The sequence below is a fragment of the Streptomyces sp. NPDC050085 genome, assembly GCF_044460595.1.
Classification (GTDB): domain Bacteria; phylum Actinomycetota; class Actinomycetes; order Streptomycetales; family Streptomycetaceae; genus Streptomyces.
Window position 1 is genome coordinate 116,408 of the sequence record NZ_JBITJZ010000012.1, and the last position, 20,759, is coordinate 137,166.

Consider the following 20,759-nt stretch of genomic DNA (forward strand, 5'->3'; position numbering starts at 1 on the left):
CGGCCGGGGCCTTCTGTGGGTGGTGCGGATGCCGTCCGTTCCCGCGACCCTTGGCGAGGATTGAAGCATGTGACATAGTACTGCCGTGACCAAGCGACTGACCTGCGACGTCGTGGTCGTCGGGGCCGGGATGGTGGGTGCGGCAAGCGCCTTGTACGCGGCTCGGGCGGGCCTGGACGTCCTTGTGGTGGACCGCGGCCCCGTGGCCGGTGGCACGACCGGCGCGGGGGAGGGGAACCTCCTGGTGTCCGACAAGGAACCCGGCCCCGAGCTCGAACTGGCCCTGCTCTCCGGCCGGTTGTGGAGCGCGCTCGCCGCCGAGCCGAGTGTCGCCGACGCCGTCGAGTACGAGGCCAAGGGCGGCGTCGTCGTCGCGTCGGCCCCGGACGGGCTCACCGCGCTCGAGGCGTTCGCCGCGGGCCAGCGCGCCGCCGGGGTCACCGCCCTGCCCGTCGCCGCCGACGCCCTGTACGCGCTGGAGCCCCACCTCGCCGAAGGCCTGCCCGGCGGTGTCCACTATCCGCAGGACGCGCAGGTCATGCCCTCCCTGGCCGCCGCCCACCTGGTCCGCATGGCCCGCGCGGCCGGTGCCCGCCTGCGTACCGGATGGGCCGTCACCGACGTGCTGCGCACGCGCGGCGGCGCGGTGCGCGGAGTCCGCACGGACCAGGGCGAGATCCACGCCCCGGCCGTCGTCAACGCGGCCGGTACCTGGGGCGGCGAACTGGCCGCCCTGGCCGGAGTCGCCCTGCCGGTCCTCCCGCGGCGCGGCTTCGTCCTGGTCACCGAGCCGCTGCCGCGCCGGGTGCACCACAAGGTGTACGCCGCGGACTACGTCGCCGACGTGGCCAGCGACTCCGCGGCCCTGCAGACCTCGCCCGTCGTCGAGGGCACGGCGGCCGGACCGGTCCTCATCGGCGCGAGCCGCGAGCGGGTCGGATTCGACCGCACCTTCTCGCTCCCCGTGGCCCGCGCGCTCGCCGCGGGCGCCACGCGCCTGTTCCCCTTCCTCGGCCAAGTCCGGGCGATGCGCGGCTACTTGGGGTTCCGCCCGTACCTGCCGGATCACCTGCCCGCGATCGGGCCCGACGCGCGCGTGCCGGGACTCCACCACGCGTGCGGCCACGAAGGCGCGGGCATCGGCCTGGCCACCGGGACCGGGCACCTGATCGCCCAGGTGCTCACCGAGAAGACGCCCGACCTCGATCTCACCCCGTTCCGCCCCCACCGCTTCGAGCCCGAGGAGACCGCGTGACACCGCGCACCCCCCTGGACCTGGTCCGGGCCCGGCCGGGCCCGGCCTTCACGGTCACCTTCGACGGCCGCGAGATCCGCGCCCTGCCCGGGCAGACGCTGGCCGCCGCCCTCTGGTCGGCGGGCGTCACCTCCTGGCGCACCACCCGCGGCAGCGGTGAACCCCGCGGCGTGTTCTGTGGTATCGGCGTCTGCTTCGACTGCCTGATCACCGTCAACGGCCGCCCGAACCAACGGGCTTGCCTGGTGCGCGCCGAACCCGGTGACGTCATGCGTACGCAGGAAGGGGACGGTCATGACACCCCCTGAGCGGCCCCGTCTCGCTGTCGTCGGCGCGGGTCCCGCCGGACTCGCGGCCGCACTCGCCGCCGCGGACCGACACGTGGACGTGACGCTGATCGACTCCGCCCCGCAGGCCGGGGGCCAGTTCTACCGGCAGCCCGCCGATGAGTTCGGCGCCCGGCGCCCGGGGGCCCTGCACCACCAGTGGCGGACCTGGGAGCGACTGCGCGACGGACTGGCGCGGCACACCGTCACCGGGCACATCAGGCACCTGACGGATCATCATGTGTGGTTCGTGGAGCGGGAGTCGGCCGCCTCCTACGTCGTGCACGCGCTGCTCGGGCCCGAGCAGGAGCGGCCCGCGACCGTGCGCGCCGCGGGCGTCCTCATCGCCACCGGCGGCTACGAGCAGGTCCTGCCGTTCCCCGGTTGGACCCTCCCGGGTGTGGTGACCGCGGGCGGTGCGCAGGCCATGCTCAAGGGCGGCCTCGTGCTGCCCGGGCGCACGGCTGTCGTCGCCGGTACCGGACCGCTCCTGATGCCCGTCGCGGTCGGGCTCGCGGCGGCCGGTGCGAAGGTGGCCGCGCTCGTCGAGTCGGCCGACCCCCACGCGTTCGCGCGGCGGGCCCCCGCACTGGCCGTGCACCCCGGCAAGCTCGCCGAAGGCGCCCGGTACGCGGCCGAGTTGCTCCGCCACCGCGTCCCGGTCACGGTCCGCCACGCCGTCGTCGCCGCCGAGGGCGACGGCCGCCTGGAGGCCGTGGTCGTCGCGGCCCTCGACGGCGACGGGCGGGTGCGGCCCGGTACCGAGCGGCGCATCCCCTGCGACACCCTCGCCGTCGGCCACGGCATGCTGCCGCACACCGACCTCGCCGAGGCGCTCGGCTGCCGCATCGACGGTCCTGCCGTGTACGCCGACGACGAGCAGCGCACCGACGTGCCCGGCGTCTGGGCGGCAGGGGAGACCACCGGCATCGGCGGCGCCGCCCTCTCCCTCGCCGAGGGCAGGATCGCGGGCCTGTCCGCCGCGGCCCGGCTCAACGGCCGTACGCCCGACACGCGTTCATGGGCCGCCGCGGCGCGGACCCGGGCCGGGCTGCGGCGGTTCTTCGCCACCGTCGAAGCGCCGTACACGCCGCCCGCGCACTGGGCCGAGCAACTCGCCGACGACACCGTCGTCTGCCGCTGCGAGGAGGTGCCCGCCGGTGCCGTCCGCGAGGCCGTGGACCATCTCGGCGCCGGTGACGTACGCACCGTCAAGCTGCTCACCCGCGCCGGAATGGGCTGGTGCCAGGGCCGCATGTGCGGGCCCGCGGTCGCCGCCCTCGCCGGCTGCGAACCGTGCCCCGCCCGGCGGCCGTTCGCCCGTCCCGTCCCGCTCGGCGTGCTCGCCCGCGCCGGGGAGGATGCCGGAGCCGACTCGTAAGCGAAGCCCCGTGATCGAAGACCGGTCACCAAGGACCCCTCACCGAGGCCCCTTCACTGAAGCCCCGTCACCAAAAGGGCCCCGCCGACCTGATGACCGGATCCGCACCCCTCAGTAACATGTCACACTCCACACCGAAGAGGACCTCATGACGAACACCGAGCCGACGGCCCGCCCCTGGCGCGGCGTCCTGGTCGCCACCGCCCTGCCCCTCAACGACGATCTGTCCGTCAACCACGAGAAGTACGCCGAGCACTGCACCTGGCTCATCGCGAACGGCTGCGACGGCGTCGTGCCCAACGGCTCGCTCGGCGAGTACCAGGTGCTCACCGCCGAGGAACGCGCCGCGGTCGTCGAGACCGCCGTCGCGGCCATCGGCGGCGAGCGCGTCATGCCCGGCGTCGCCGCGTACGGCTCCGCCGAGTCGCGCCGCTGGGCCGAGCAGGCCAGGGACGCGGGCTGCGCGTCCGTGATGCTGCTGCCGCCCAACGCCTACCGCGCCGACGAACGCTCCGTCCTCGCCCACTACGAGGAGGTCGCCAAGGCGGGCATCCCGATCGTGGCGTACAACAACCCGATCGACACCAAGGTCGACCTCGTGCCCGAACTGCTCGCGCAGCTGCACGCCGAGGGGTTCATCCACGCGGTGAAGGAGTTCTCGGGCGACGTCCGCCGCGCCTACCGGCTCGCCGAACTCGCCCCGGAACTCGACCTGTTGATCGGCGCCGACGACGTGCTCCTCGAACTCGCCGTCGCCGGTGCCAAGGGCTGGGTCGCCGGTTACCCCAACGCCCTGCCCAGGGCCACGGTCGAGCTGTACCGCGCCGCCGTCGCGGGCGACATGGCGACCGCGCTGCCGCTCTACCGGAAGCTGCACGCGCTGCACCGCTGGGACTCCAAGGTCGAGTTCGTCCAGGCCATCAAGCTGTCCATGGACATCGTCGGCCGTCACGGCGGCCCGGTCAGGCCGCCGCGCGTCCCGCTCCTGCCCGAGCAGGAGGCGTCCGTGCGGGCCGCCACCGAGAAGGCCGTCGCCGACGGCCTCGCCTGACCCCGGTCCCGGTCGCCCGCAGCAGCCCCACATCTTCCAGGGAGAAGCTCGGCCATGCGCAGCAAACTCGTCCTGCACGCCGTCGACTCGCACACCGAGGGCATGCCGACCCGCGTCATCACCGGCGGGATCGGCACCATCCCCGGCGCCACGATGATGGAGCGGCGGCTGTACTTCCGCGAACACCGCGACCACATCAAGCAGTTCCTGATGAACGAGCCGCGCGGGCACGCCGCCATGAGCGGCGCGATCCTGCAGCCGCCCACCCGCCCCGACTGCGACTTCGGCGTCGTCTACATCGAGGTGTCCGGCTATCTGCCGATGTGCGGACACGGCACCATCGGCGTCGCCACCGTCCTCGTGGAGACCGGCATGGTCGAGGTCGTCGAACCGGTCACCACGATCCGGCTCGACACCCCCGCAGGACTCGTCGTCGCCGAGGTCGCCGTCGAGGACGGCCGCGCCACGAACGTCACCCTCAACAACGTCCCCTCCTTCGCCGTCGGCCTCGACCGCAAGATCACCGTCGCCGACGGACGCACCGTCACCTACGACCTCGCGTACGGCGGCAACTTCTACGCGATCCTGCCGCTGGACCAGTTCGCCCTGCCCTTCGACCGCGCGCGCAAGGACGACATCGTCGCCGCGGGCCTCTCCCTCATGGAGGCGATCAACGCCGAGGACGAGCCGGTCCACCCCGAGGACCCGGCCATCCGCGGCGTCCACCACGTCTACCTGGCCGCGCCCGGCTCGACCGCCCGTCGCTCCCGGCACGCGATGGCCATCCACCCGGGCTGGTTCGACCGCTCGCCCTGCGGCACCGGCACCAGCGCCCGCATGGCCCAGCTGCACGCGCGCGGCGAACTCCCGCTGGACACCGAGTTCGTGAACGAGTCCTTCATAGGTACGCGGTTCACGGGCCGTCTGCTGGAGACCACCGAGGTCGCGGGGATCCCCGCCGTGCTGCCCCGCTTCACCGGCCGGGCCTGGATCACCGGCACCGCCCAGTACCTGCTCGACCCCACCGATCCGTTCCCCGCCGGCTTCGTCCTCTGAGCCGGCGGGCCCGCTGCGCCGACCGCCCCGACGCCGCCACGGTCAAGGTCGACGCACCCGGACGGTGACCGTGGTCCGTGCCGCGTAGATACTGGTCGGACGCACCAGCACCACGTGACATTGCACGGCCGGTCAAGCCCGCACCCCGACCGGCCCGCGAGGAGGAGGAAGTCCCATGGCCGCCAAGGGCCCCGCCGCCGCTCCCGTCCTGCCCGACCTGGGCGGAAAGAAGAGGAGCTACCGCGAGCGGGTGGCCGACGCCCTGCGCGCCGCCCTGATCGCCGGGGAGCTGCGCGAGGGCGAGGTGTACTCCGCGCCCGCCCTCGCCTCCCGCTTCGGCGTCTCGGCGACCCCGGTGCGCGAGGCCATGCTCGACCTCGTGAAGGAAGGCCTCGTCGACACCGTCCCCAACAAGGGCTTCCGCGTCACCGCGGTCTCCGCGCACCAGCTCGACGAGTACACGCACATCCGCGCGCTCATCGAGATCCCCACCACCGTCGAACTCGCGACGACCGCCGACCCGGCCGCCCTCGAAGCGCTGCGCCCGGTGGCCGAGGAGATCGTCACCGCGGCGGCCGCCGGTGACCTCATCGCGTACGTCGAGGCCGACATCCGCTTCCACCTGGGGCTGCTCGCCCTCGCGGGCAACGCCCACCTGGTCGAGGTGGTCGGCGACCTGCGCAAGCGGTCCCGGCTCTACGGCCTCGACGCCCTCGTCAAGGCCGGGCGCCTCCAGGCGTCCGCCGAGGAACACCTGGAACTCCTCGACGCCCTCCTCGGCCGCGACGAGGAGCGGGTGCGGGAGGTCATGACCCGCCACCTCGCCCACGTACGCGGCCTGTGGGCCGCCGACTCGGCGTAACCCTGCTTCCCCCAGGGCGAGTTGGGCGCCGGGTGCGGGTCATGTCCGGTCGGCGGCGGGCGAGACGGTGCCGCCGCCGGACGTCGCTTCGCCGTTGCGGGACGCCCGCGACTGCTGCGCGAGATCGGACTCCAGGGTCCTGATGCGCTCCAGATACCGCAGGTGGGAGGAGACCTTGATGCGCAGCAGCCAGGGATCAAGGGGCTTGGTCAGAATGTCCGCCACGTTCAACTCGTAGGCCTCCTCGGCGAGTTGTGCGTGCCGGAACAGGCCGGTCAGCAGGATCACCGGGATGCCGGACGTCTGGTCGAGGCGGTTCAGGTGCCGGGCCACCTCGATGCCGGTCATGCCCGGCATCACGACGTCGAGGATGATCAGGTCGATGCTGCCGCGCAGCACCGCCTTCAGCGCCTCCTCCCCGCTCTGCGCCCGTTCGGTGGGACAGCCGAGTGGAGCCAGTGCGCCCTCCAGGGCGAAGAGGGATTCCTCGTGGTTGTCCACGAGGAGGACCTTCAATTGCGTCGGCATGTCACCGTCCTCGGGGGGACAGAGGGACAGGGGGCACGGGATGTGCCGCGCCTCAACGATGAAGTGTCCCGGTGACGCGGCGACAGGGGCCGGACGGCCCCTTCCGGAGATCGATGGGCCCCTCGTGCGGGCCGTCGGGCCCACGGCATGGCGCCATGATCACCGCGGAGGTACCGTGCCCGCATCGGCGCGTGCGAGGAGGCTGGAGCATGGGGCAGACGGTGACCGCGGGGCTGGCCGCGATGCGGGACGAGCTGGCCGACCTCTACCGGGACCTGCACCGGCACCCGGAGCTCTCGCTGCAGGAGACGCGGACCGCGGGCCTGCTGGCGCGGCGGCTGCGCGACGCGGGCTTCGACGAGGTCGCCGAGGGCATCGGCGGCACGGGCGTGGCCGGCCTCCTGCGCAACGGGGACGGGCCCGTCGTCATGCTCCGCGCGGACATCGACGCGCTCCCCGTCGAGGAGAAGACGGACCTGCCGTACGCGAGCCGGGCCCGCGGGGTCGACGCCGATGGACACGACGTCCCGGTGATGCACGCCTGCGGCCACGACATGCACGCCGCCTGCCTGGTCGGCGCCGCCACCCTGCTGGCGCAGGCCCGCGACCAGTGGTCCGGCACGCTGCTCGTGGTGTTCCAGCCCGCCGAGGAACTCGCCCGCGGCGCCCGCGACATGGTCGAGGACGGCCTGTTCGAGCGCTTCCCGGCGCCGGAGATCGTGCTGGGCCAGCACGTCGGCCCGCTGCCGGCCGGCTTCATCGGCTACGGCTCGGGGCCCGTGATGGCGGCCGCCGACTCCCTGAACGTGACGCTGCACGGCCGCGGCGGACACGGCTCACGCCCGGAGGCCACGGTCGACCCCGTCCTGATGGCCGCGCACGTCGTCACGCGGCTGCAGGGCGTCGTCGCCCGGGAGGTGCCTCCGGCCGAGACCGCCGTCGTCACCGTCGGCAGGCTCCAGGCGGGCACCAAGGACAACATCATCCCGGACACCGCCGAACTCGGCGTCAACATCCGCAGCTACACCCCGCAGGTCCGCGACCAGGTGCGCGCGGCCGTGGAGCGCGTCGTGCGCGCCGAGTCCGCCGCGAGCGCGGCCGTCGCCGAACCCACCCTCGAGTGGGGCACGAGCGCGCCCGCCCTGGTGAGCGACCCCGAGCGCACCGGGGCGACGGTGGCCGCGTTCGCCGCCCACTTCGGGCAGGAGCGGCTGTTGCCGATGCCGCAGGTGAACGCCAGCGAGGACGTCGGCGTGTTCGGCGAGGCCCTGAAGGTGCCGACGGTCTTCTGGTTCTGGGGCGGACTCGACACGCAGACGGTGGTGACCGCCCTGCAGGAGGGCCGCCTCGACGACCTGCCGGGCAACCACTCCCCGCACTTCGCGCCCCTGGTCGAACCGACGCTGACGACGGGCGTCGAGGCCCTCGTGGTCGCCGCGCTCACCTGGCTCGGCGACGCGCAGTAGGACCTCCTGACAGGCGCTAGACCGGCAGCAACCGCCCCACCAGCGCGCTCAGTTGGCGTGCCGTGCGGCACTCGTGCATCTCCACGGCGTCCGCGTACACCCCGGCCGCCGAGTCGCCCGTGTCCCACAGGGAGCGCGGCTCCGGGTTGAGCCAGTGCACGCGCCGCGCCGTACGGGCGATGCGGCGCAGGGCCGGAAGGTTCGGGTCCTGCTGGTTGTTGCGGGCGTCGCCGAGGACGAAGACGGACGTACGCGGGCCGAGCACGCCCTCGTAGCGCTCGACGAACTCGCCCAGCGCCGTGCCGTAGTCGCTGCTGCCGTGCCAGCCGGTGATCGCAGCCTCGGCGGCGATCCGCCCGCCGAGCCCCTCCGCGTCGGCGGTGCCGCGCGCGATCAGGTCGGTGACCTCGTCGACCCGGTTGACGAAGGCGAAGACGCGCACCTTGCTGAACTCGTCGTGCAGCGCCTGCACCAGCAGCATCGTGAAGCTCGCGAACCCCGCCACCGACCCCGACACGTCGCAGAGCAGCACGAGTTCGGGACGGGCGGGCCGCCGCTTGCGCAGCACCGGGCGCATCGGGACGCCGCCCGTGGACAGCGAGCCGCGCAGCGTACGGCGCAGGTCGATGTGGCCGCGGGCGGCACGCCGCCTGCGGGCCGCGAGCCGCGTCGCCAGCTTGCGGGCCAGGGGGTGAACCGTCCTGCGCAGCTCGGCGAGTTGGGCCTTGCCCGCGTACAGGAAGTCCGTGCGGTCCGCGGTGGTGATCGGCATCCGGCGGGCGATCTCGTCGGTGCCGCGCCGCTCGGCGACCCGGCGCCGCGCCTCACCGCGCACCTGTTCGCGGAACGCCTCGATCCGGCGCCGGATCTCGTCGGCCTCGATCCGGTCGGTGAACGCCGCCTCGCCGCCGCCCGCCCTGATCCCCGCCATCACCTGCGCGAGCAGCGTCTGGGGGCGCAGCCGGTCGAGCGTCTGCTGCGCGGAGAAGCCGTCCGAGCCGGGGACGGCCCCGTACCCGCCGAGCCCGTCGACGGCCTCGGCCGCCAACCGGGCCATCGCCGCAAGGTCGTTGACGGCGAGCGCCTGCGCGAGACGCTCGCGCAGCTCCTCCCGGTCGAAGGTCTCGGGCCCGTTGCCGGGGGCGTCCACGGCGCGCGGGAAGTACAGGTCGAAGACCGGGTCGAAGACGGCGCGCTGCCCCTGGTCGTGGAGCAGGGCGGCCGCGAGGCCCTCGCGCAGGTGCTCCCGGTCGTCGAGACCGAGCGCCGCCACCGCCTGCGCCGCGTCCACGCTCTCGCCCGTGCCGATCCGGATGCCGTGCGAGCGCAGCGCCCGCACCAGCGACGTCACCCGGTCCGCGACCGAAGGCATCGGCGCCGTGCTCACACGGCGTCCAGGTCGAGCTTGGCCGTCGCCGTCTGTACGTCCTCCTGATGCTTGAGGACGACACCGAGGGACTGGCGCACGACCTCCTCGTCGAGGCGGTCCGCGCCGAGCGCGAGCAGCGTGCGCGCCCAGTCGACGGTCTCCGCCACCGACGGCACCTTGCGCAGGTCCATCGCGCGCAGCGCGCCCACGACGCGGACCAGCGACTCGGCGAGCACGGCGTCGAGCTCGGGCACCTTCAGGGCGACGATGCGGCGCTCCAACTCCTCCTCGGGGAAGCCGATGTGGAGGAACAGGCAGCGGCGGCGCAGCGCCTCGGACAGCTCGCGGCTGGCGTTCGAGGTGAGGACGACGAAGGGGCGGCGCGTGGCGCTGATGGTGCCGAGCTCGGGCACCGTCACCTGGAAGTCGGAGAGCACCTCGAGCAGCAGGCCCTCCACCTCCACGTCCGCCTTGTCCATCTCGTCGATGAGCAGGACCTTCGCGTCGTCGCCGCGGATCGCGGTCAGCAGCGGACGCGTCAGCAGGAACTCCTCGCTGAAGATGTCGGTGCGCGTCTCGTCCCACGTCTCGTCGCGGCCCGCCGTGATGCGCAGCAACTGCTTGGCGTGGTTCCACTCGTACAGGGCGCGGGACTCGTCGACGCCCTCGTAGCACTGCAGCCGGATCAGACGCGCGTCGCTGATCGCCGCGACGGCCTTCGCCAGCTCCGTCTTGCCGACGCCCGCAGGGCCCTCCACGAGCAGCGGCTTGCCGAGCCGGGCCGCCAGGAACACGGTGGTCGCGACGGCGGGCGAGGCCAGGTATCCGGTCTCGGCCAGGCGCGCGGTGACATCGTCCACGGAAGTGAACAACGGGGCCTCCAGCTCGGTGCGTTGCGAAGGGTCGTGCGAAGGGTCCAGCTGATCAGCTCGGGCGGGCGCCCACAACCGTCCCGAGCCGTTCATGGCGAACGTCACGTCCGCCGTCACGTCCGCCGTCACGTCCCGCGGAAAACCCGGGGCCGTCTGCAAAGTCTCGTACGCGAACCCACTTGCGCGCCTTTCGTATCCTGGCCCCATGAGGCGCACTTCCTTTGCCGACTGGCCCTGCTCCATCGCCCGCACCATGGATCTCCTCGGCGACTGGTGGACCCCGCTCGTGCTGCGCGAGGCGTTCTACGGCATCACCCGGTTCGACGCCTTCCAGCAGGAGCTCGGCATCGCCCGCACCACCCTCGCCGAACGGCTGCGCCGCCTCGTCGACGCCGGGCTGATGGAGAAGCGCGCCTACGAGACGGCTCCGGTGCGCCACGACTACGTCCTCACCGAGATGGGCCGGGACTTCTTCGGGGTGCTCGCCGCGATGAACGCGTGGGGCAACCGCTGGCTGTCCGGTGAGGCGGGCCCGCCCGTCGTCTTCGAGCACGAGCGCTGCGGCCACCACAGCGAGGCGGCGGTCGTGTGCGCCGACTGCGGTGAGCCGATGAGCGCCGACGACACCCGTCCGCGGATGGGCCCCGGCTATCCGAAGCGGCTCGCGCAGCGCCCCGACATCCGCGAGCGCTTCACCCGCTGATCTTGTGCACCGCTTGCCGTGCTCCTCTTGACGCAGTGAGTCCATCTACGAAACTCTCGTGGTCAGGGCCGGTGACACAGAGAGGTGGGGCACCATGGAGTGGACAGGCGCGCGGTACGCGGACACCCCGACCGTCGAGGTGCGGCGCAGGATCGAGGCGCCGCCGCGGCAGGTCTGGGAGCTGGTGTCGGACATCGGCCTGATGCCGCGCCTGAGCGAGGAGCTGCAGTCGGTGGCCTGGGAGCAGGAGCCGGAGGAGCCGGGCCCGGCGGTCGGCGCGCGGTTCGTCGGCCGCAGCAAGCACCCGTCGTTCGGGGAGTGGGAGACCACGTCGTACGTCGTCGAGTGCGAGGCGCCCCGGGTCTTCGCCTGGGCGGTCTCCGACCTCGAACTGCCCAGCGCCGTCTGGCGGTTCACCCTGGACGCGACGGACGACGGCGCCACGGAACTGACCCAGTGGATGCAGCTCGGCCCCGGCCGCTCCGGGCTCTCCCACGCCATCGACCGGATGCCGGAGAAGGAGCAGAAGATCGTCTTCGTACGGCTGCGGGAGTTCGAGCGGAACATGGGCGTGACGCTCGACGCGCTCAAGGCGCTGGCCGAAGGGGCGGGTCTGTGATGCGTACGTCCACGACGATCGAGGCGTCCGGCGGGAACTGGCGGGAGACCGTCGACTTCGTCACCGAGGCGGAGAAGCTCGGCATGGACATCTGCTGGGTCGCCGAGGCCTGGGGTTCCGAAGCACCCTCCGCCCTCGGCTACTTGGCGGCCCGCACCGAGCGGCTGCTGCTCGGCTCCGGCATCATCCAGCTCGCCACGCGCACCCCCGCGGCCATCGCCCGCGCCGCGATCACGCTGTCCAACCTCTCCGAGGGCCGCTTCCTGCTGGGTCTCGGCCCGTCCGGACCGCAGGTGATCGAGGGGCTGCACGGGGTGCCGTTCGCGCGGCCGCTGAGCCGGATGCGGGAGACGGTGGAGATCGTACGGATGGCGGTCGCCGGGGAGAAACTCGCCTACGAGGGGCGGGAGTTCACGCTTCCGCTGCCCGGCGGCGACGCCAGGCCCATGCGCCTGTCGATGCGCGCGGAGCACGAACTGCCCGTGTATCTGGCCACGTTGTCGCCGAAGATGCTCCGGCTCACCGGGGAGGTCGCCGACGGCTGGCTCGGCACCAGCTTCGTGCCCGAGGGGGCCGGGGCGGCGTACTTCGACCACCTCGACGCCGGACTCGCGGTGTCCGGCCGCACCCGCGCCGACCTCGACATCTGCCAGGGCGCCGAGGTCAACTTCGCCGAGGACGAACAGGCCCTGCGAGGAATCGTCGCCGGCCGCAAGAAGGAGCTCGCCTTCAGCCTCGGCGGCATGGGCTCAGCCACCACCAACTTCTACAACCAGGCCTACAGCAGGCAGGGTTGGGCCGAGGTCGCCGCCGCGGTGCGCGAGCGCTGGCAGTCCGGCGACCGCGACGGCGCCGCCGCCCTCGTCACCGACGAGATGGTCCTCGCCACGACCCTCATCGGCACCGAGGACATGGTGCGGGCTCGGCTGAAGGTCTGGCGCGACGCGGGCGTCGACACGGTCCGCCTCTACCCCGCGGGCGACACGCTCGAGGCCCGGCTCACGACGCTGGGCCGGGCGATCGAGCTCGTACGGGACGTGGACGGGGAGGTGGACGGGGAAGCGGCCATGGACGCGGCCGCGGCCGTGGCCGCGGACTAGGACTGCGCGGCCAGCCGCAACCTGCGTTCCGCGCGGGACTCCCGCGGGGTGTGCTCCGGGCGCCCCGACCACCAGCCGGTGTCGCCCTCGATGCGGCGCAGCAGGATGCCCTCCCGGATCGCCCAGGGGCAGATCGTCAGTTCGCGGACGTCCATCAGCTTCATCGCCGTGTGGCCGACCAGGGCGCCCGCGAGGGACTGGGCCGCGCGCGGGGCCGAGATGCCGGGGAGTTCGGCGCGGCGCCAGGCCGGCAGCGCCGCCAGGTCGGTGACCGCCGTGCGCAGCGCCTTGCGGCTGATCGCCCGGTCGACGAACGGACCGTGCCGCCCGGCCGGCGCCCCGCACAGCCGCGCCAGTTGCGTGAACGTACGGGACGTGGCGGTCATCGTCAGCGGGCCCTCCCAGCGGACCCGCGCCGCCACGTCCCGCAGCTGGTGGCGGACGTGGCGGCGCAGCGTCTTCAGTTCGGCCTCCGTCGGCGCGTCCGCCTCCGGCAGGAGCTCGCGGGTCAGCCGCCGCGCGCCCAGCGGCAGCGAGATCGCGAAGTCCGGCAGCCGCCCGCGGCCCAGGGCCACCTCGAGCGTGCCACCGCCGATGTCGAGGACGCCCAGCGGCCCGGCCCGCCAGCCCATCCAGCGGCGCGCCGCGAGGAACGTCAGCTCCGCCTCCTCCTCGCCGGGCAGCACCCGCAGGCGTACGCCGGTGCTCTGCTCGACCGCGCGCAGCACCTCGTCGCGGTTCGGGGCGTCGCGCACGATGGCCGTGGCGAAGGCGAACGGCTCGTCGCTGCCCCACCGTTCGGCCTCCGCGTACGCGTCCGCGACCGCCTCGGCGATCAGCTCGACGGCCCGCGGCCCGAGTCGCCGGTCCTCGTCGACCTCCTCGGACAGGCGCAGCCTGCGCTTGGCCGTGTGCACCGGCAGCGGTGCTCCGTGCCGCGCGTCGGCGATCGCCAGACGCACCGTGTTCGATCCGACGTCCACCACACTGATTCTCATGACCGGCCGAGTACCCCCCCCACAACGCGGTGATCAAAGCCGTCATGGTCACGGACGCCGACGCCGAGGTCAATACCGGCCGCCCGGTTCGGTACGTCAGGCGGACGGCGCCGAACGCTCCAGCCACGCGCACGCGGCCCGCGCCGTGAACTCCTCCTGGCCGCCCTTGAACAGCAGGTCGGCCGTGGTGAACGCCGGGTCGTCCGCCTGCGCCGCGACGTACGGCAGTGCGATGCAGCGCATGCCTGCCGCGTGCGCCGCCGCCGCGCCGGGCGCCGCGTCCTCCAGGACCACACAGTGCGCCGGATCCACGCCGAGCCGCCGCGCCGCCTCCAGGAACACGTCGGGCGCGGGCTTGCCCCGCTCGACCTCGTCCGCCGACACGTACCGCGTCAGCTGCGCCCCGAGCCCGGTGCCGGACAGGATCGCCTCGATCGCCTCCGGGGACGAGCCCGACGCCACGATCATCGGCACCCCGGACGCGTGCAGCCGCTCGACGAACAGCCGCATCTGCGGGAAGACGTGCGTGTCCGCGCGGGCCAGCTCCAGATAGCGGGCGTTGACGTCGGCGAGGACGTCCTGCACCGGGGTCTCGATGCCGTACGTGCGCTGCCACATCTCGATCGTCTCGAGCGTGGAGATACCGACGTACGACTCGTGGTCGGCCCAGGTGAAGTCCGTGACGCCGTGCTCGGCGAGGGTGCCCAGGGACGCCTTGAAGTAGTTGGGCTCGCTGTCGACGAGGGTGCCGTCGAGGTCGAAGACCACCGCGGTGGCGCCGAAGTGGTACGCGCAGTCGCTGATCGGGACGTTCATGCCTTCCAGCATGCAGGAACACCGGCCCCGGTGATCACCTGCGGTCCGCGGCCGCCGCCCGGCCGACGGCCTCGACCAGCGGCAGGACGCGGTGCGGGACGCGCTCGCGCAGGGCGACCTCGGTGCGGGTGCGGACCACGCCCGGCAGCCGGTTGAGCTGCTGGACCACGTCCTCGAGATGACCGGCGTCGCGTGCCGCCACCCGGGCCAGGAGGTCGCCGCCGCCGGTGATGGAGTGCGCCTCGATGATCTCCGCGACCTCCGCGAGCGCGTCGCCGACCTCGCTCAGGTGGCCCTGCGTCACCTCGATGTGGACGAACGCGAGCACCGGGTGGCCGAGCGCCGCGGGGGACAGGGACGGGGCCACACCCGTGATCACGCCGTCGCGTTCGAGCCGGTCCAGACGGGCCTGGAGCGTGCCGCGGGCGACGCCGAGGATGCGGGCGTACTCGCGGACGCTGGTCCGGGGCTGTTCCAGGAGCAGGCGCAGGATGCGGGTGTCGAGCTGGTCGACGGCCATGACGTGCGGCTCCTCGGGCTCCATCGGTGACGTGCCGGATCACGCGGTCGATCACGTCGTACATCGCGGCCGACTGTACCAATGGTCCAACCGGGCCGCCGTTTCTCGGGCCGACTGCCCGGTACGGCGCTTTTCGGCCATAGGCCGTCGCGGCCCGTCCGCAGCTCTGTGCATCTGCGACGCCGCCCTCTAGCATCCCGCTGCACTCCGCCACTTCACCCCCCTCAGCCTCGCGGAAGGCCCCTCATGCGCCGTCGCCCCGCACTCCTCCTGGCCGTCCTCGTCTCGCTCGCCGCCTTCCTGTACGCGGCCCCGACGGCCGGCGCCGCCGCCCACCGTCCGGTGATCCTCGTCCACGGCTACAACGCCGACCCGGGCGTCTGGGGCAGCCTCTCCGACGACCTCGAAGCGTCCGGCTACACGGACGGTGAGATCTTCCGCTGGGGCTACGACACCTCCGCGTCGGTGAACGAGACCCTCGCCGGACAGTTCGCCGCGTACGTCGACGGCGTCCGCGCCCGGACCGGCGCCGACCAGGTCGACATCGTCGCCCACTCCTTCGGCAGCCTGCCGACCCGCTGGTACCTGAAGTTCGACGGCGGCGCCGCGCACGTCGCGCACTGGATATCGCTCGGCGGCCCCAACCACGGCACGTACACGGCCTGGGCCTGCGCCGCCTGGAGCCAGGCCTGCCGCGACATGTCACCCGGCAGCTACGTCCAGGACCACCTGGCCGACGGCGACGAGACGCCGGGCTCCACCCGGTACGCCACGTACTGGTCCAGCTGCGACGAGGTCATCAACCCCGACGACAGCGTGCCGCTCGACGGCGCCGTCAACACCGGGGCGGGCTGCCTCGACCACAACGAGCTGCTCGGCGACGACGGGGTCTCGCAAGGCGTGCGCGCCTTCCTTGCCTCGTGACCGCCGGAGTCCGGATGATCGGCGGCGCCCCTCCGCCGGACCCCGCCCGCCCCGCCCGCCCCGCCCGTCAGGAGTCCCGTTGCCCCACGCCCCGTTCCGTGCCGCCCTCACCGCGGTGCTCGCCCTGACCGGTGTCGCGGCCGGCAGCCCTGCTGCCGACGCGGCCGACGCCGCCGACCCGGTTCCGGCCCTGCGCGTTCTCACGTACAACTCGTTCCTGATGAGCCGGAACCTCTACCCGAACTGGGGCCAGGAGCACCGGGCGGCGGAGATCCCCCGCGCCTCCTTCTTCCAGGGCAACGACGTCGTCGTCCTCCAGGAGGCCTTCGACAACGCGGCCTCGGCGCAGCTCCAGCAGGCCGCCGCGGGCGCGTACCCGTACCGGACGCCCGTCGTCGGCCGCGGCACCGACGGCTGGGACGCCACCGGCGGCGCCTACTCCGCGACCACGCCCGAGGACGGCGGCGTCACCCTGCTCAGCAAGTGGCCGATCCTGCACAAGGAGCAGTACGTCTACCGGGACGCCTGCGGCTCCGACCGGTGGTCCAACAAAGGGTTCGTGTACGCCGTCCTCGACGTCCGCGGCGCGTTGGTGCACGTCGTCGGCACGCACACGCAGTCGACGGACTCCGGGTGCGGCGACGGCGAGGCACAGGCGGACCGGGCCGCCCAGTTCCGGGCGATCGACGCGTTCCTCGACGCCCGGCACATCCCTGCCTCCGAAGAGGTCGTCGTGGCGGGCGACATGAACGTCGACTCGCGCAGCGCCGAGTACGCCTCGATGCTCGACGCCGCCGGACTCGCTCCGGCCGACGCGCGCACGGGCCACGCCTACTCCTTCGACACACAGGAGAACTCCGTCGCCCGCTACCGCTACCCCGACGACCCCCGCGAGGACCTCGACTACGTTCTCTTCCGCAACGGCCATGCGCGGCCCGCCCGTTGGACGAACGAGGTCGTGCCCGAGCGGTCGGCGCCGTGGACGGTGTCGAGCTGGGGCACCAGCTACACGTACACGAACCTGTCCGACCACTATCCGCTGGTGGCGTTCGCGGCCGACTGACGTCCGGTCCCGGCTTCCTCCAACACCGCAAGGACGGGCGCCAGTTGGGACTTCAGGGTCGCCGCCGTCGGATCGACCGCGCCCGCGAACAGGGCCGAGCCGATGGTGAAGGCGTCCGCCCCCGCGGCGCCGAGCGCGGTGATCTGGGCCGGTGTCGTGATGCTGCCCGCGACCACGAGACGGCCCGTGGTCGCGGCGCGGGCCGCGCGGACCAGCTCGAGCGGGTCCGCCTCCGTGGCCCGGTGGGCGAGCAGATCGACGCCCGCGCAGCCCGCCGCCGCGGCCCTGCGGCAGTCCGCCGCGATCTGCTCGGGCGTACCGGCGAGGCGGGTGGGATGCCCGAACGGGCGGCCCGCGAACGGGAGGTACTCGATGCCGGTGCCCTCCAACAGGGCGAGGGTTTCCTCGATCCAGGTGCCGCCCATGAGACGGTCCACGCCGAGGTCGACCGCGGCCCGCGCGGACGCCAGCGCGTCGTCCCGGGACTCGCTGACCACCTCCAGGTGGCTGATCGCCCCCAAGTCGTGTATGCGTGCGGCGAGTTGACGGAGCGTGGGGAGGTCCGCCCCTACGTCCTTGAAGCCGATGTGGCGGATGCCGAGCCCCGCGACCTCGTCGAGGGCGCGCAGACAGTCGGACACCGTCCGGTCGGCGCGGGTGAGCATGAGGATGAAGTCCACGGAAGCAGTCCTGGGGGTTGGAGGCTGGGGGCTGGAGGCCAGGGGGCAGGGGTCAAGGGGCGTCGGGAGTGGTGAGGGCGTCGGCGTGGCGCAGTGCCGTGAGCAGGCTCGTGGGGTCGGCCGTGCCGCGGCCCGCGCGGTCGAAGGCGGTGCCGTGGTCGACGCTGGTGCGCACGAACGGCAGGCCGAGGGTGATGTTCACGCCGTGCTCGAGGCCCAGGTACTTGACCGGGATGAGCCCCTGGTCGTGGTACTGCGCGACGACCACGTCGAACTCGCCGGTGCGGGCCCGCAGGAACACCGTGTCGGCCGGCCACGGCCCGCTCGCGTCGATGCCCTCGGCGCGCGCGGCGCGTACGGCGGGCGCGATGACGTCGAGGTCCTCGCGGCCGAACAGGCCGTTCTCGCCGGCGTGCGGATTCAGCCCGGCGACCGCGATCCTGGGGGCGGCTCTCCCCGGGGCGCGCAGGGTGCGCTGCGCGAGCCGGACGACGCGCAGGACGCGCTCCGTGGTGAGGGAGTCGATCGCCGTGCGCAGTGACTGATGCACCGTCACCAGGACGACGCGCAGCTGGTCGTTGGCCATCATCATGGCGTAGTCCGTCGTGCCCGACAGTTCGGCGAGGATCTCCGTGTGGCCCGGGTGCGGGATGCCCGCGAGACACAGCGCCTCTTTGCTGATGGGTGCGGTGACCAGCGCCCCGACCTCGCCGGCGAGCGCCAGCTCGATGCCGCGGCGCACGTACGCGTACGAGGCGGCGCCCGCGCGTGCCGACAACTCGCCCCACGGAGGCGGGGGTTGGAGGTCGCTCTCCTCGATCAGGTCCACGTCGCCGGGGCGCACGACGAACGGCGTGCCCGTCGCCTCGGCGGCCCGCGCGAGGACGCCGCGGTCGCCGATGACGACGACCGGCACCGTGCGCGCCGGATCGGCGCAGGCGCGCACGACGATCTCGGGGCCGATGCCCGCGGGGTCGCCCAGGGTGAGGGCGAGGGGCTTCACGCGGCACCGCCCAGCGGGGCGCTGTTCAGCGGTGCCCCGGTCAGCCGTCGGCACAGCCTCAGCAGCGTCGCGTCGTCGCCGAAACCGCCCGCCTTGATGATCAGCGGGATGCGGCGGGATCCGGTCAACAGGCCCTGGGCAACGCCCGGTTCGGGCTCGTCCAGCAGGTCGAAGCCGTCCGCGCCCAGGCCCGAGAGGACGACCGCGGCGGTCTCGCCGCCGGTGAGCACGAGGGCGTCGACCGTACCGTCCGCCACCAGCTCCCGCACCTGCTCCGCGAGGCCGGGCAGCAGGTGATGCGGTGCCTCGCGGCGGTCCTGCGGGGTGTGCGCCACGCGGACGTGCGGGGCGTGGCGGCGCAGCGCGGCGAGCTGGCGGCGGGACACCGGGTTCGCGCTGCCGACCACCACGACAGGGCTCTCAACAGGCAGGGTCGGTAGGGGAGTTGTGCTGCTCGGGAGGGGGCCGACCCTGCGGGCCAGCGCCGCCGCGAGTCCCGGCGAACCCACCCACAGGACGTCCTCCGGGCGTGGCACGGAAGCGACCAGGCGGTCCAGGTCCGCGTCCGTGACCGCGTCGCACACGAACATCCCGCCCGACGCGATCCCGGGCGTCGCCCCGCGCGGCACCGCCGTCGCCTCCGGCAGCAGGGCGCGCAGGCCCGAGCAGCGGACGGGGTGCACCGGATCACGGCCGAACTCGCTTGCGGCGACGGGGACGTCGCCGACGTACTGGATGCCGCGCACCGTGGTGCGGCCCTGTGCCGGGAACGCGGGCGCGACCACCACCGCACGGCGCCCCGAGCCCCGCCACGCGGCCAGAACCTCCGCCGCCAGATGCCCCCGCAGGGTGGAGTCGACCGTCTTCAGCAACAGCCCCGCGCCGCCGAACAGGCGCGCCGCGGCCTCCGTGCGGGACGCCGCGTCCTGCGCCCCGGCGCCACGGGTGGCGAGGTCGACGGCCATCACGCCACCGCCGGAACCACCCCCGTCGGGCGGTGGCGCCAGCAGGACCCGCGCCGCCCCGAACGGGGCCGCGCCGTCCCCGGCGCTCGTGAGGTCGTCGGCCAGGATCGCGACACGCAAGACGGTCCCCTCCAGGGAGAGACGGGCCCCTCGGCAGCTGAGGCGACAGCGGCAGTGGAGGCGATGGGAGATCGGTGACGGGAATCATCGTGCGACGGACGTTCCCGCAGGACAAGCGAGTCTTCCTCACGGGTGCTGTGACGAAAGCTCACAGGTGCGGCTCGCGCGAACGGCCCGGCGGTACCGTGCGTCCATGCGCCGTCCCGACCTGCCCCCGCTGGGCACCCTGCAGCCCTTCGAGGCGACCGTCCGCCACACGAGCATGACCGCCGCCGCCCGCGAACTGCACGTCACGCACGGCGCCGTCAGCCGCCAGATCCGGAGCCTCGAACGGGCCCTCGGCGTCGAGCTGTTCGTCCGCGGGCCGAGGACGCTCACCCCGACCCCCGCGGCCCACCGCCTCGCCGCCGTCGTCCGCGACGCGCTCGACCGCATCGACACCGCCGCCCGCGAGATCGCCCGGCGCCCACCCGCGGGCCCGCTCACCCTGTCCTGCGAACCGACCCTCCTGATGCGCTGGCTCATCCCGCGCCTGCCCGACCTCGCGCGGCACGCACCCGACGTCACCGTGCACCTGTCCGCCGCGGGCGGACCCGTGCACTTCGAGCGGGACGGCATCGACCTGGCGATCCGGCGCGACGACTTCCCGTTCGCGCCGGACACCCACAGCGTGCCGTTGTTCGCCGAGTACATCGGTCCCGTGCACCGCCCGGGCGCCCCGCACGCCGACGTCCTGCTGCACACAGCCACCCGGCCCGGCGCCTGGGCCGACTGGCACGAGCGCACCGGGCGCGCCGCCCCGCCCGCCGCCTCCGAACAGACCCTGGAACACTTCTCGTTGACGCTGCAGGCGGCCGTCGCCGGAGTCGGCACGGCCATCGGGCCCTACGCCCTCGTCCACGACGACCTGGAACGCGGCACGCTCACCGCCCCGTACGGATTCGTGGCCGACGGCACCGCCTACCACCTGCTCGGGCGCCGCCCCCTGGACGACGACCCGCGCACGGCGGCCGTCGCCGACTGGCTGCGCACCCGGGCGACGGAGCCGGCGAACGCCTGAGCCGCACGTTCAACACCCGCCC

General features: G+C 73.5%; 22 protein-coding genes. 13 read left to right on the top strand and 9 right to left on the bottom strand.

Features of this window, described 5'->3' with window-relative positions; genetic code table 11:
* The first annotated feature begins 85 nt into the window (after positions 1 to 85).
* From ACIBUY_RS33320 to ACIBUY_RS33345, 6 genes are all read left to right on the top strand, one after another.
* Positions 86 to 1,255 (top strand): NAD(P)/FAD-dependent oxidoreductase, encoded by a 1,170-nt coding sequence (locus ACIBUY_RS33320; RefSeq protein WP_399154592.1) that lies wholly within the window; start codon positions 86 to 88, stop codon positions 1,253 to 1,255.
* Entirely contained in the window at positions 1,252 to 1,563 is a 312-nt protein-coding gene (locus ACIBUY_RS33325) for a (2Fe-2S)-binding protein (RefSeq protein ID WP_399154593.1), read from the top strand. The genes ACIBUY_RS33320 and ACIBUY_RS33325 overlap by 4 nt, the downstream gene beginning before the upstream one ends.
* Positions 1,550 to 2,962 carry an FAD-dependent oxidoreductase gene (locus ACIBUY_RS33330; protein WP_399154594.1) on the top strand — a complete coding sequence of 471 codons (1,413 nt, stop codon included), beginning with the start codon at positions 1,550 to 1,552 and terminating at the stop codon, positions 2,960 to 2,962. Before ACIBUY_RS33325 ends, ACIBUY_RS33330 begins: the two co-directional genes overlap by 14 nt.
* 148 nt (positions 2,963 to 3,110) lie before the next feature.
* Positions 3,111 to 4,013 carry a dihydrodipicolinate synthase family protein gene (locus ACIBUY_RS33335; RefSeq protein WP_399154595.1) on the top strand — a complete coding sequence of 301 codons (903 nt, stop codon included), beginning with the start codon at positions 3,111 to 3,113 and terminating at the stop codon, positions 4,011 to 4,013.
* Positions 4,014 to 4,067: 54 nt separating this feature from the next.
* Positions 4,068 to 5,069 carry a proline racemase family protein gene (locus ACIBUY_RS33340; protein ID WP_399154596.1) on the top strand — a complete coding sequence of 334 codons (1,002 nt, stop codon included), beginning with the start codon at positions 4,068 to 4,070 and terminating at the stop codon, positions 5,067 to 5,069.
* A gap of 175 nt (positions 5,070 to 5,244) precedes the next feature.
* On the top strand, positions 5,245 to 5,931 hold the full coding sequence (locus tag ACIBUY_RS33345) for a GntR family transcriptional regulator (RefSeq protein ID WP_365572406.1): 687 nt from the start codon (positions 5,245 to 5,247) through the stop codon (positions 5,929 to 5,931).
* 39 nt (positions 5,932 to 5,970) lie between these two features.
* Here the strand turns inward: ACIBUY_RS33345 and ACIBUY_RS33350 are convergent, their stop codons facing one another.
* Positions 5,971 to 6,459: a response regulator gene (locus ACIBUY_RS33350; protein WP_365572404.1), complete on the bottom strand. Its 489-nt coding sequence runs from the start codon at positions 6,457 to 6,459 to the stop codon at positions 5,971 to 5,973.
* A 209-nt stretch (positions 6,460 to 6,668) separates the two neighbouring features.
* Between ACIBUY_RS33350 and ACIBUY_RS33355 the strand changes: the two genes are divergently transcribed.
* A complete protein-coding gene (locus ACIBUY_RS33355; protein ID WP_399154597.1) occupies positions 6,669 to 7,925 on the top strand; it encodes an amidohydrolase in 1,257 nt (418 codons plus the stop codon).
* A 16-nt stretch (positions 7,926 to 7,941) separates the two neighbouring features.
* Here ACIBUY_RS33355 and ACIBUY_RS33360 read toward each other — a convergent pair whose 3' ends face one another.
* Together ACIBUY_RS33360 and ACIBUY_RS33365 are read right to left on the bottom strand one after the other, a co-directional pair.
* Entirely contained in the window at positions 7,942 to 9,297 is a 1,356-nt protein-coding gene (locus ACIBUY_RS33360) for a VWA domain-containing protein (protein ID WP_399154598.1), read from the bottom strand.
* 11 nt (positions 9,298 to 9,308) lie between these two features.
* The gene (locus ACIBUY_RS33365; protein ID WP_365572396.1) at positions 9,309 to 10,166 is read right to left on the bottom strand and encodes a MoxR family ATPase; all 858 of its coding nucleotides are present in this window, start codon (positions 10,164 to 10,166) and stop codon (positions 9,309 to 9,311) included.
* 205 nt (positions 10,167 to 10,371) lie between these two features.
* Between ACIBUY_RS33365 and ACIBUY_RS33370 the strand changes: the two genes are divergently transcribed.
* From ACIBUY_RS33370 to ACIBUY_RS33380, 3 genes are all read left to right on the top strand, one after another.
* A complete protein-coding gene (locus tag ACIBUY_RS33370; protein ID WP_365572393.1) occupies positions 10,372 to 10,869 on the top strand; it encodes a helix-turn-helix domain-containing protein in 498 nt (165 codons plus the stop codon).
* A 94-nt stretch (positions 10,870 to 10,963) separates the two neighbouring features.
* Positions 10,964 to 11,488 carry an SRPBCC family protein gene (locus tag ACIBUY_RS33375; RefSeq protein ID WP_399154599.1) on the top strand — a complete coding sequence of 175 codons (525 nt, stop codon included), beginning with the start codon at positions 10,964 to 10,966 and terminating at the stop codon, positions 11,486 to 11,488.
* Positions 11,488 to 12,588 (top strand): LLM class flavin-dependent oxidoreductase, encoded by a 1,101-nt coding sequence (locus ACIBUY_RS33380; RefSeq protein WP_399154600.1) that lies wholly within the window; start codon positions 11,488 to 11,490, stop codon positions 12,586 to 12,588. The genes ACIBUY_RS33375 and ACIBUY_RS33380 overlap by 1 nt, the downstream gene beginning before the upstream one ends.
* Here the strand turns inward: ACIBUY_RS33380 and ACIBUY_RS33385 are convergent.
* From ACIBUY_RS33385 to ACIBUY_RS33395, 3 genes are all read right to left on the bottom strand, one after another.
* Positions 12,585 to 13,586 (bottom strand): Ppx/GppA family phosphatase, encoded by a 1,002-nt coding sequence (locus ACIBUY_RS33385; protein ID WP_399154601.1) that lies wholly within the window; start codon positions 13,584 to 13,586, stop codon positions 12,585 to 12,587. The two genes, ACIBUY_RS33380 and ACIBUY_RS33385, sit on opposite strands and share 4 nt — an antisense overlap.
* A 96-nt stretch (positions 13,587 to 13,682) precedes the next feature.
* Positions 13,683 to 14,402 (bottom strand): HAD family phosphatase, encoded by a 720-nt coding sequence (locus ACIBUY_RS33390; RefSeq protein ID WP_365572381.1) that lies wholly within the window; start codon positions 14,400 to 14,402, stop codon positions 13,683 to 13,685.
* Positions 14,403 to 14,436: 34 nt separating this feature from the next.
* Positions 14,437 to 14,922 (bottom strand): Lrp/AsnC family transcriptional regulator, encoded by a 486-nt coding sequence (locus ACIBUY_RS33395; RefSeq protein WP_399154602.1) that lies wholly within the window; start codon positions 14,920 to 14,922, stop codon positions 14,437 to 14,439.
* Between the two features lie 246 nt (positions 14,923 to 15,168).
* Between ACIBUY_RS33395 and ACIBUY_RS33400 the strand changes: the two genes are divergently transcribed.
* Positions 15,169 to 15,846, top strand: coding sequence for a triacylglycerol lipase (locus tag ACIBUY_RS33400; RefSeq protein WP_365572376.1), 678 nt, complete (start codon positions 15,169 to 15,171; stop codon positions 15,844 to 15,846).
* Between the two features lie 79 nt (positions 15,847 to 15,925).
* On the top strand, positions 15,926 to 16,909 hold the full coding sequence (gene sph / locus ACIBUY_RS33405; protein WP_399154603.1) for a sphingomyelin phosphodiesterase: 984 nt from the start codon (positions 15,926 to 15,928) through the stop codon (positions 16,907 to 16,909).
* Here sph and ACIBUY_RS33410 read toward each other — a convergent pair.
* From ACIBUY_RS33410 to ACIBUY_RS33420, 3 genes are read right to left on the bottom strand one after another with little or no spacing between them, the layout of a single operon-like run.
* The gene (locus ACIBUY_RS33410) at positions 16,879 to 17,589 is read right to left on the bottom strand and encodes a hypothetical protein (protein ID WP_399154604.1); all 711 of its coding nucleotides are present in this window, start codon (positions 17,587 to 17,589) and stop codon (positions 16,879 to 16,881) included. The genes sph and ACIBUY_RS33410 overlap by 31 nt on opposite strands.
* Positions 17,590 to 17,641: 52 nt before the next feature.
* Complete coding sequence (gene pdxA / locus ACIBUY_RS33415; protein ID WP_399154605.1) at positions 17,642 to 18,592, bottom strand: 4-hydroxythreonine-4-phosphate dehydrogenase PdxA; 951 nt, start codon at positions 18,590 to 18,592, stop codon at positions 17,642 to 17,644.
* Positions 18,589 to 19,677: a four-carbon acid sugar kinase family protein gene (locus ACIBUY_RS33420; RefSeq protein ID WP_399154606.1), complete on the bottom strand. Its 1,089-nt coding sequence runs from the start codon at positions 19,675 to 19,677 to the stop codon at positions 18,589 to 18,591. Before ACIBUY_RS33420 ends, pdxA begins: the two co-directional genes overlap by 4 nt.
* Positions 19,678 to 19,870: 193 nt before the next feature.
* On the opposite strand from ACIBUY_RS33420, the gene ACIBUY_RS33425 reads away from it, so the two are divergent.
* On the top strand, positions 19,871 to 20,737 hold the full coding sequence (locus ACIBUY_RS33425; protein WP_399154607.1) for a LysR family transcriptional regulator: 867 nt from the start codon (positions 19,871 to 19,873) through the stop codon (positions 20,735 to 20,737).
* Positions 20,738 to 20,759 lie beyond the last annotated feature (22 nt).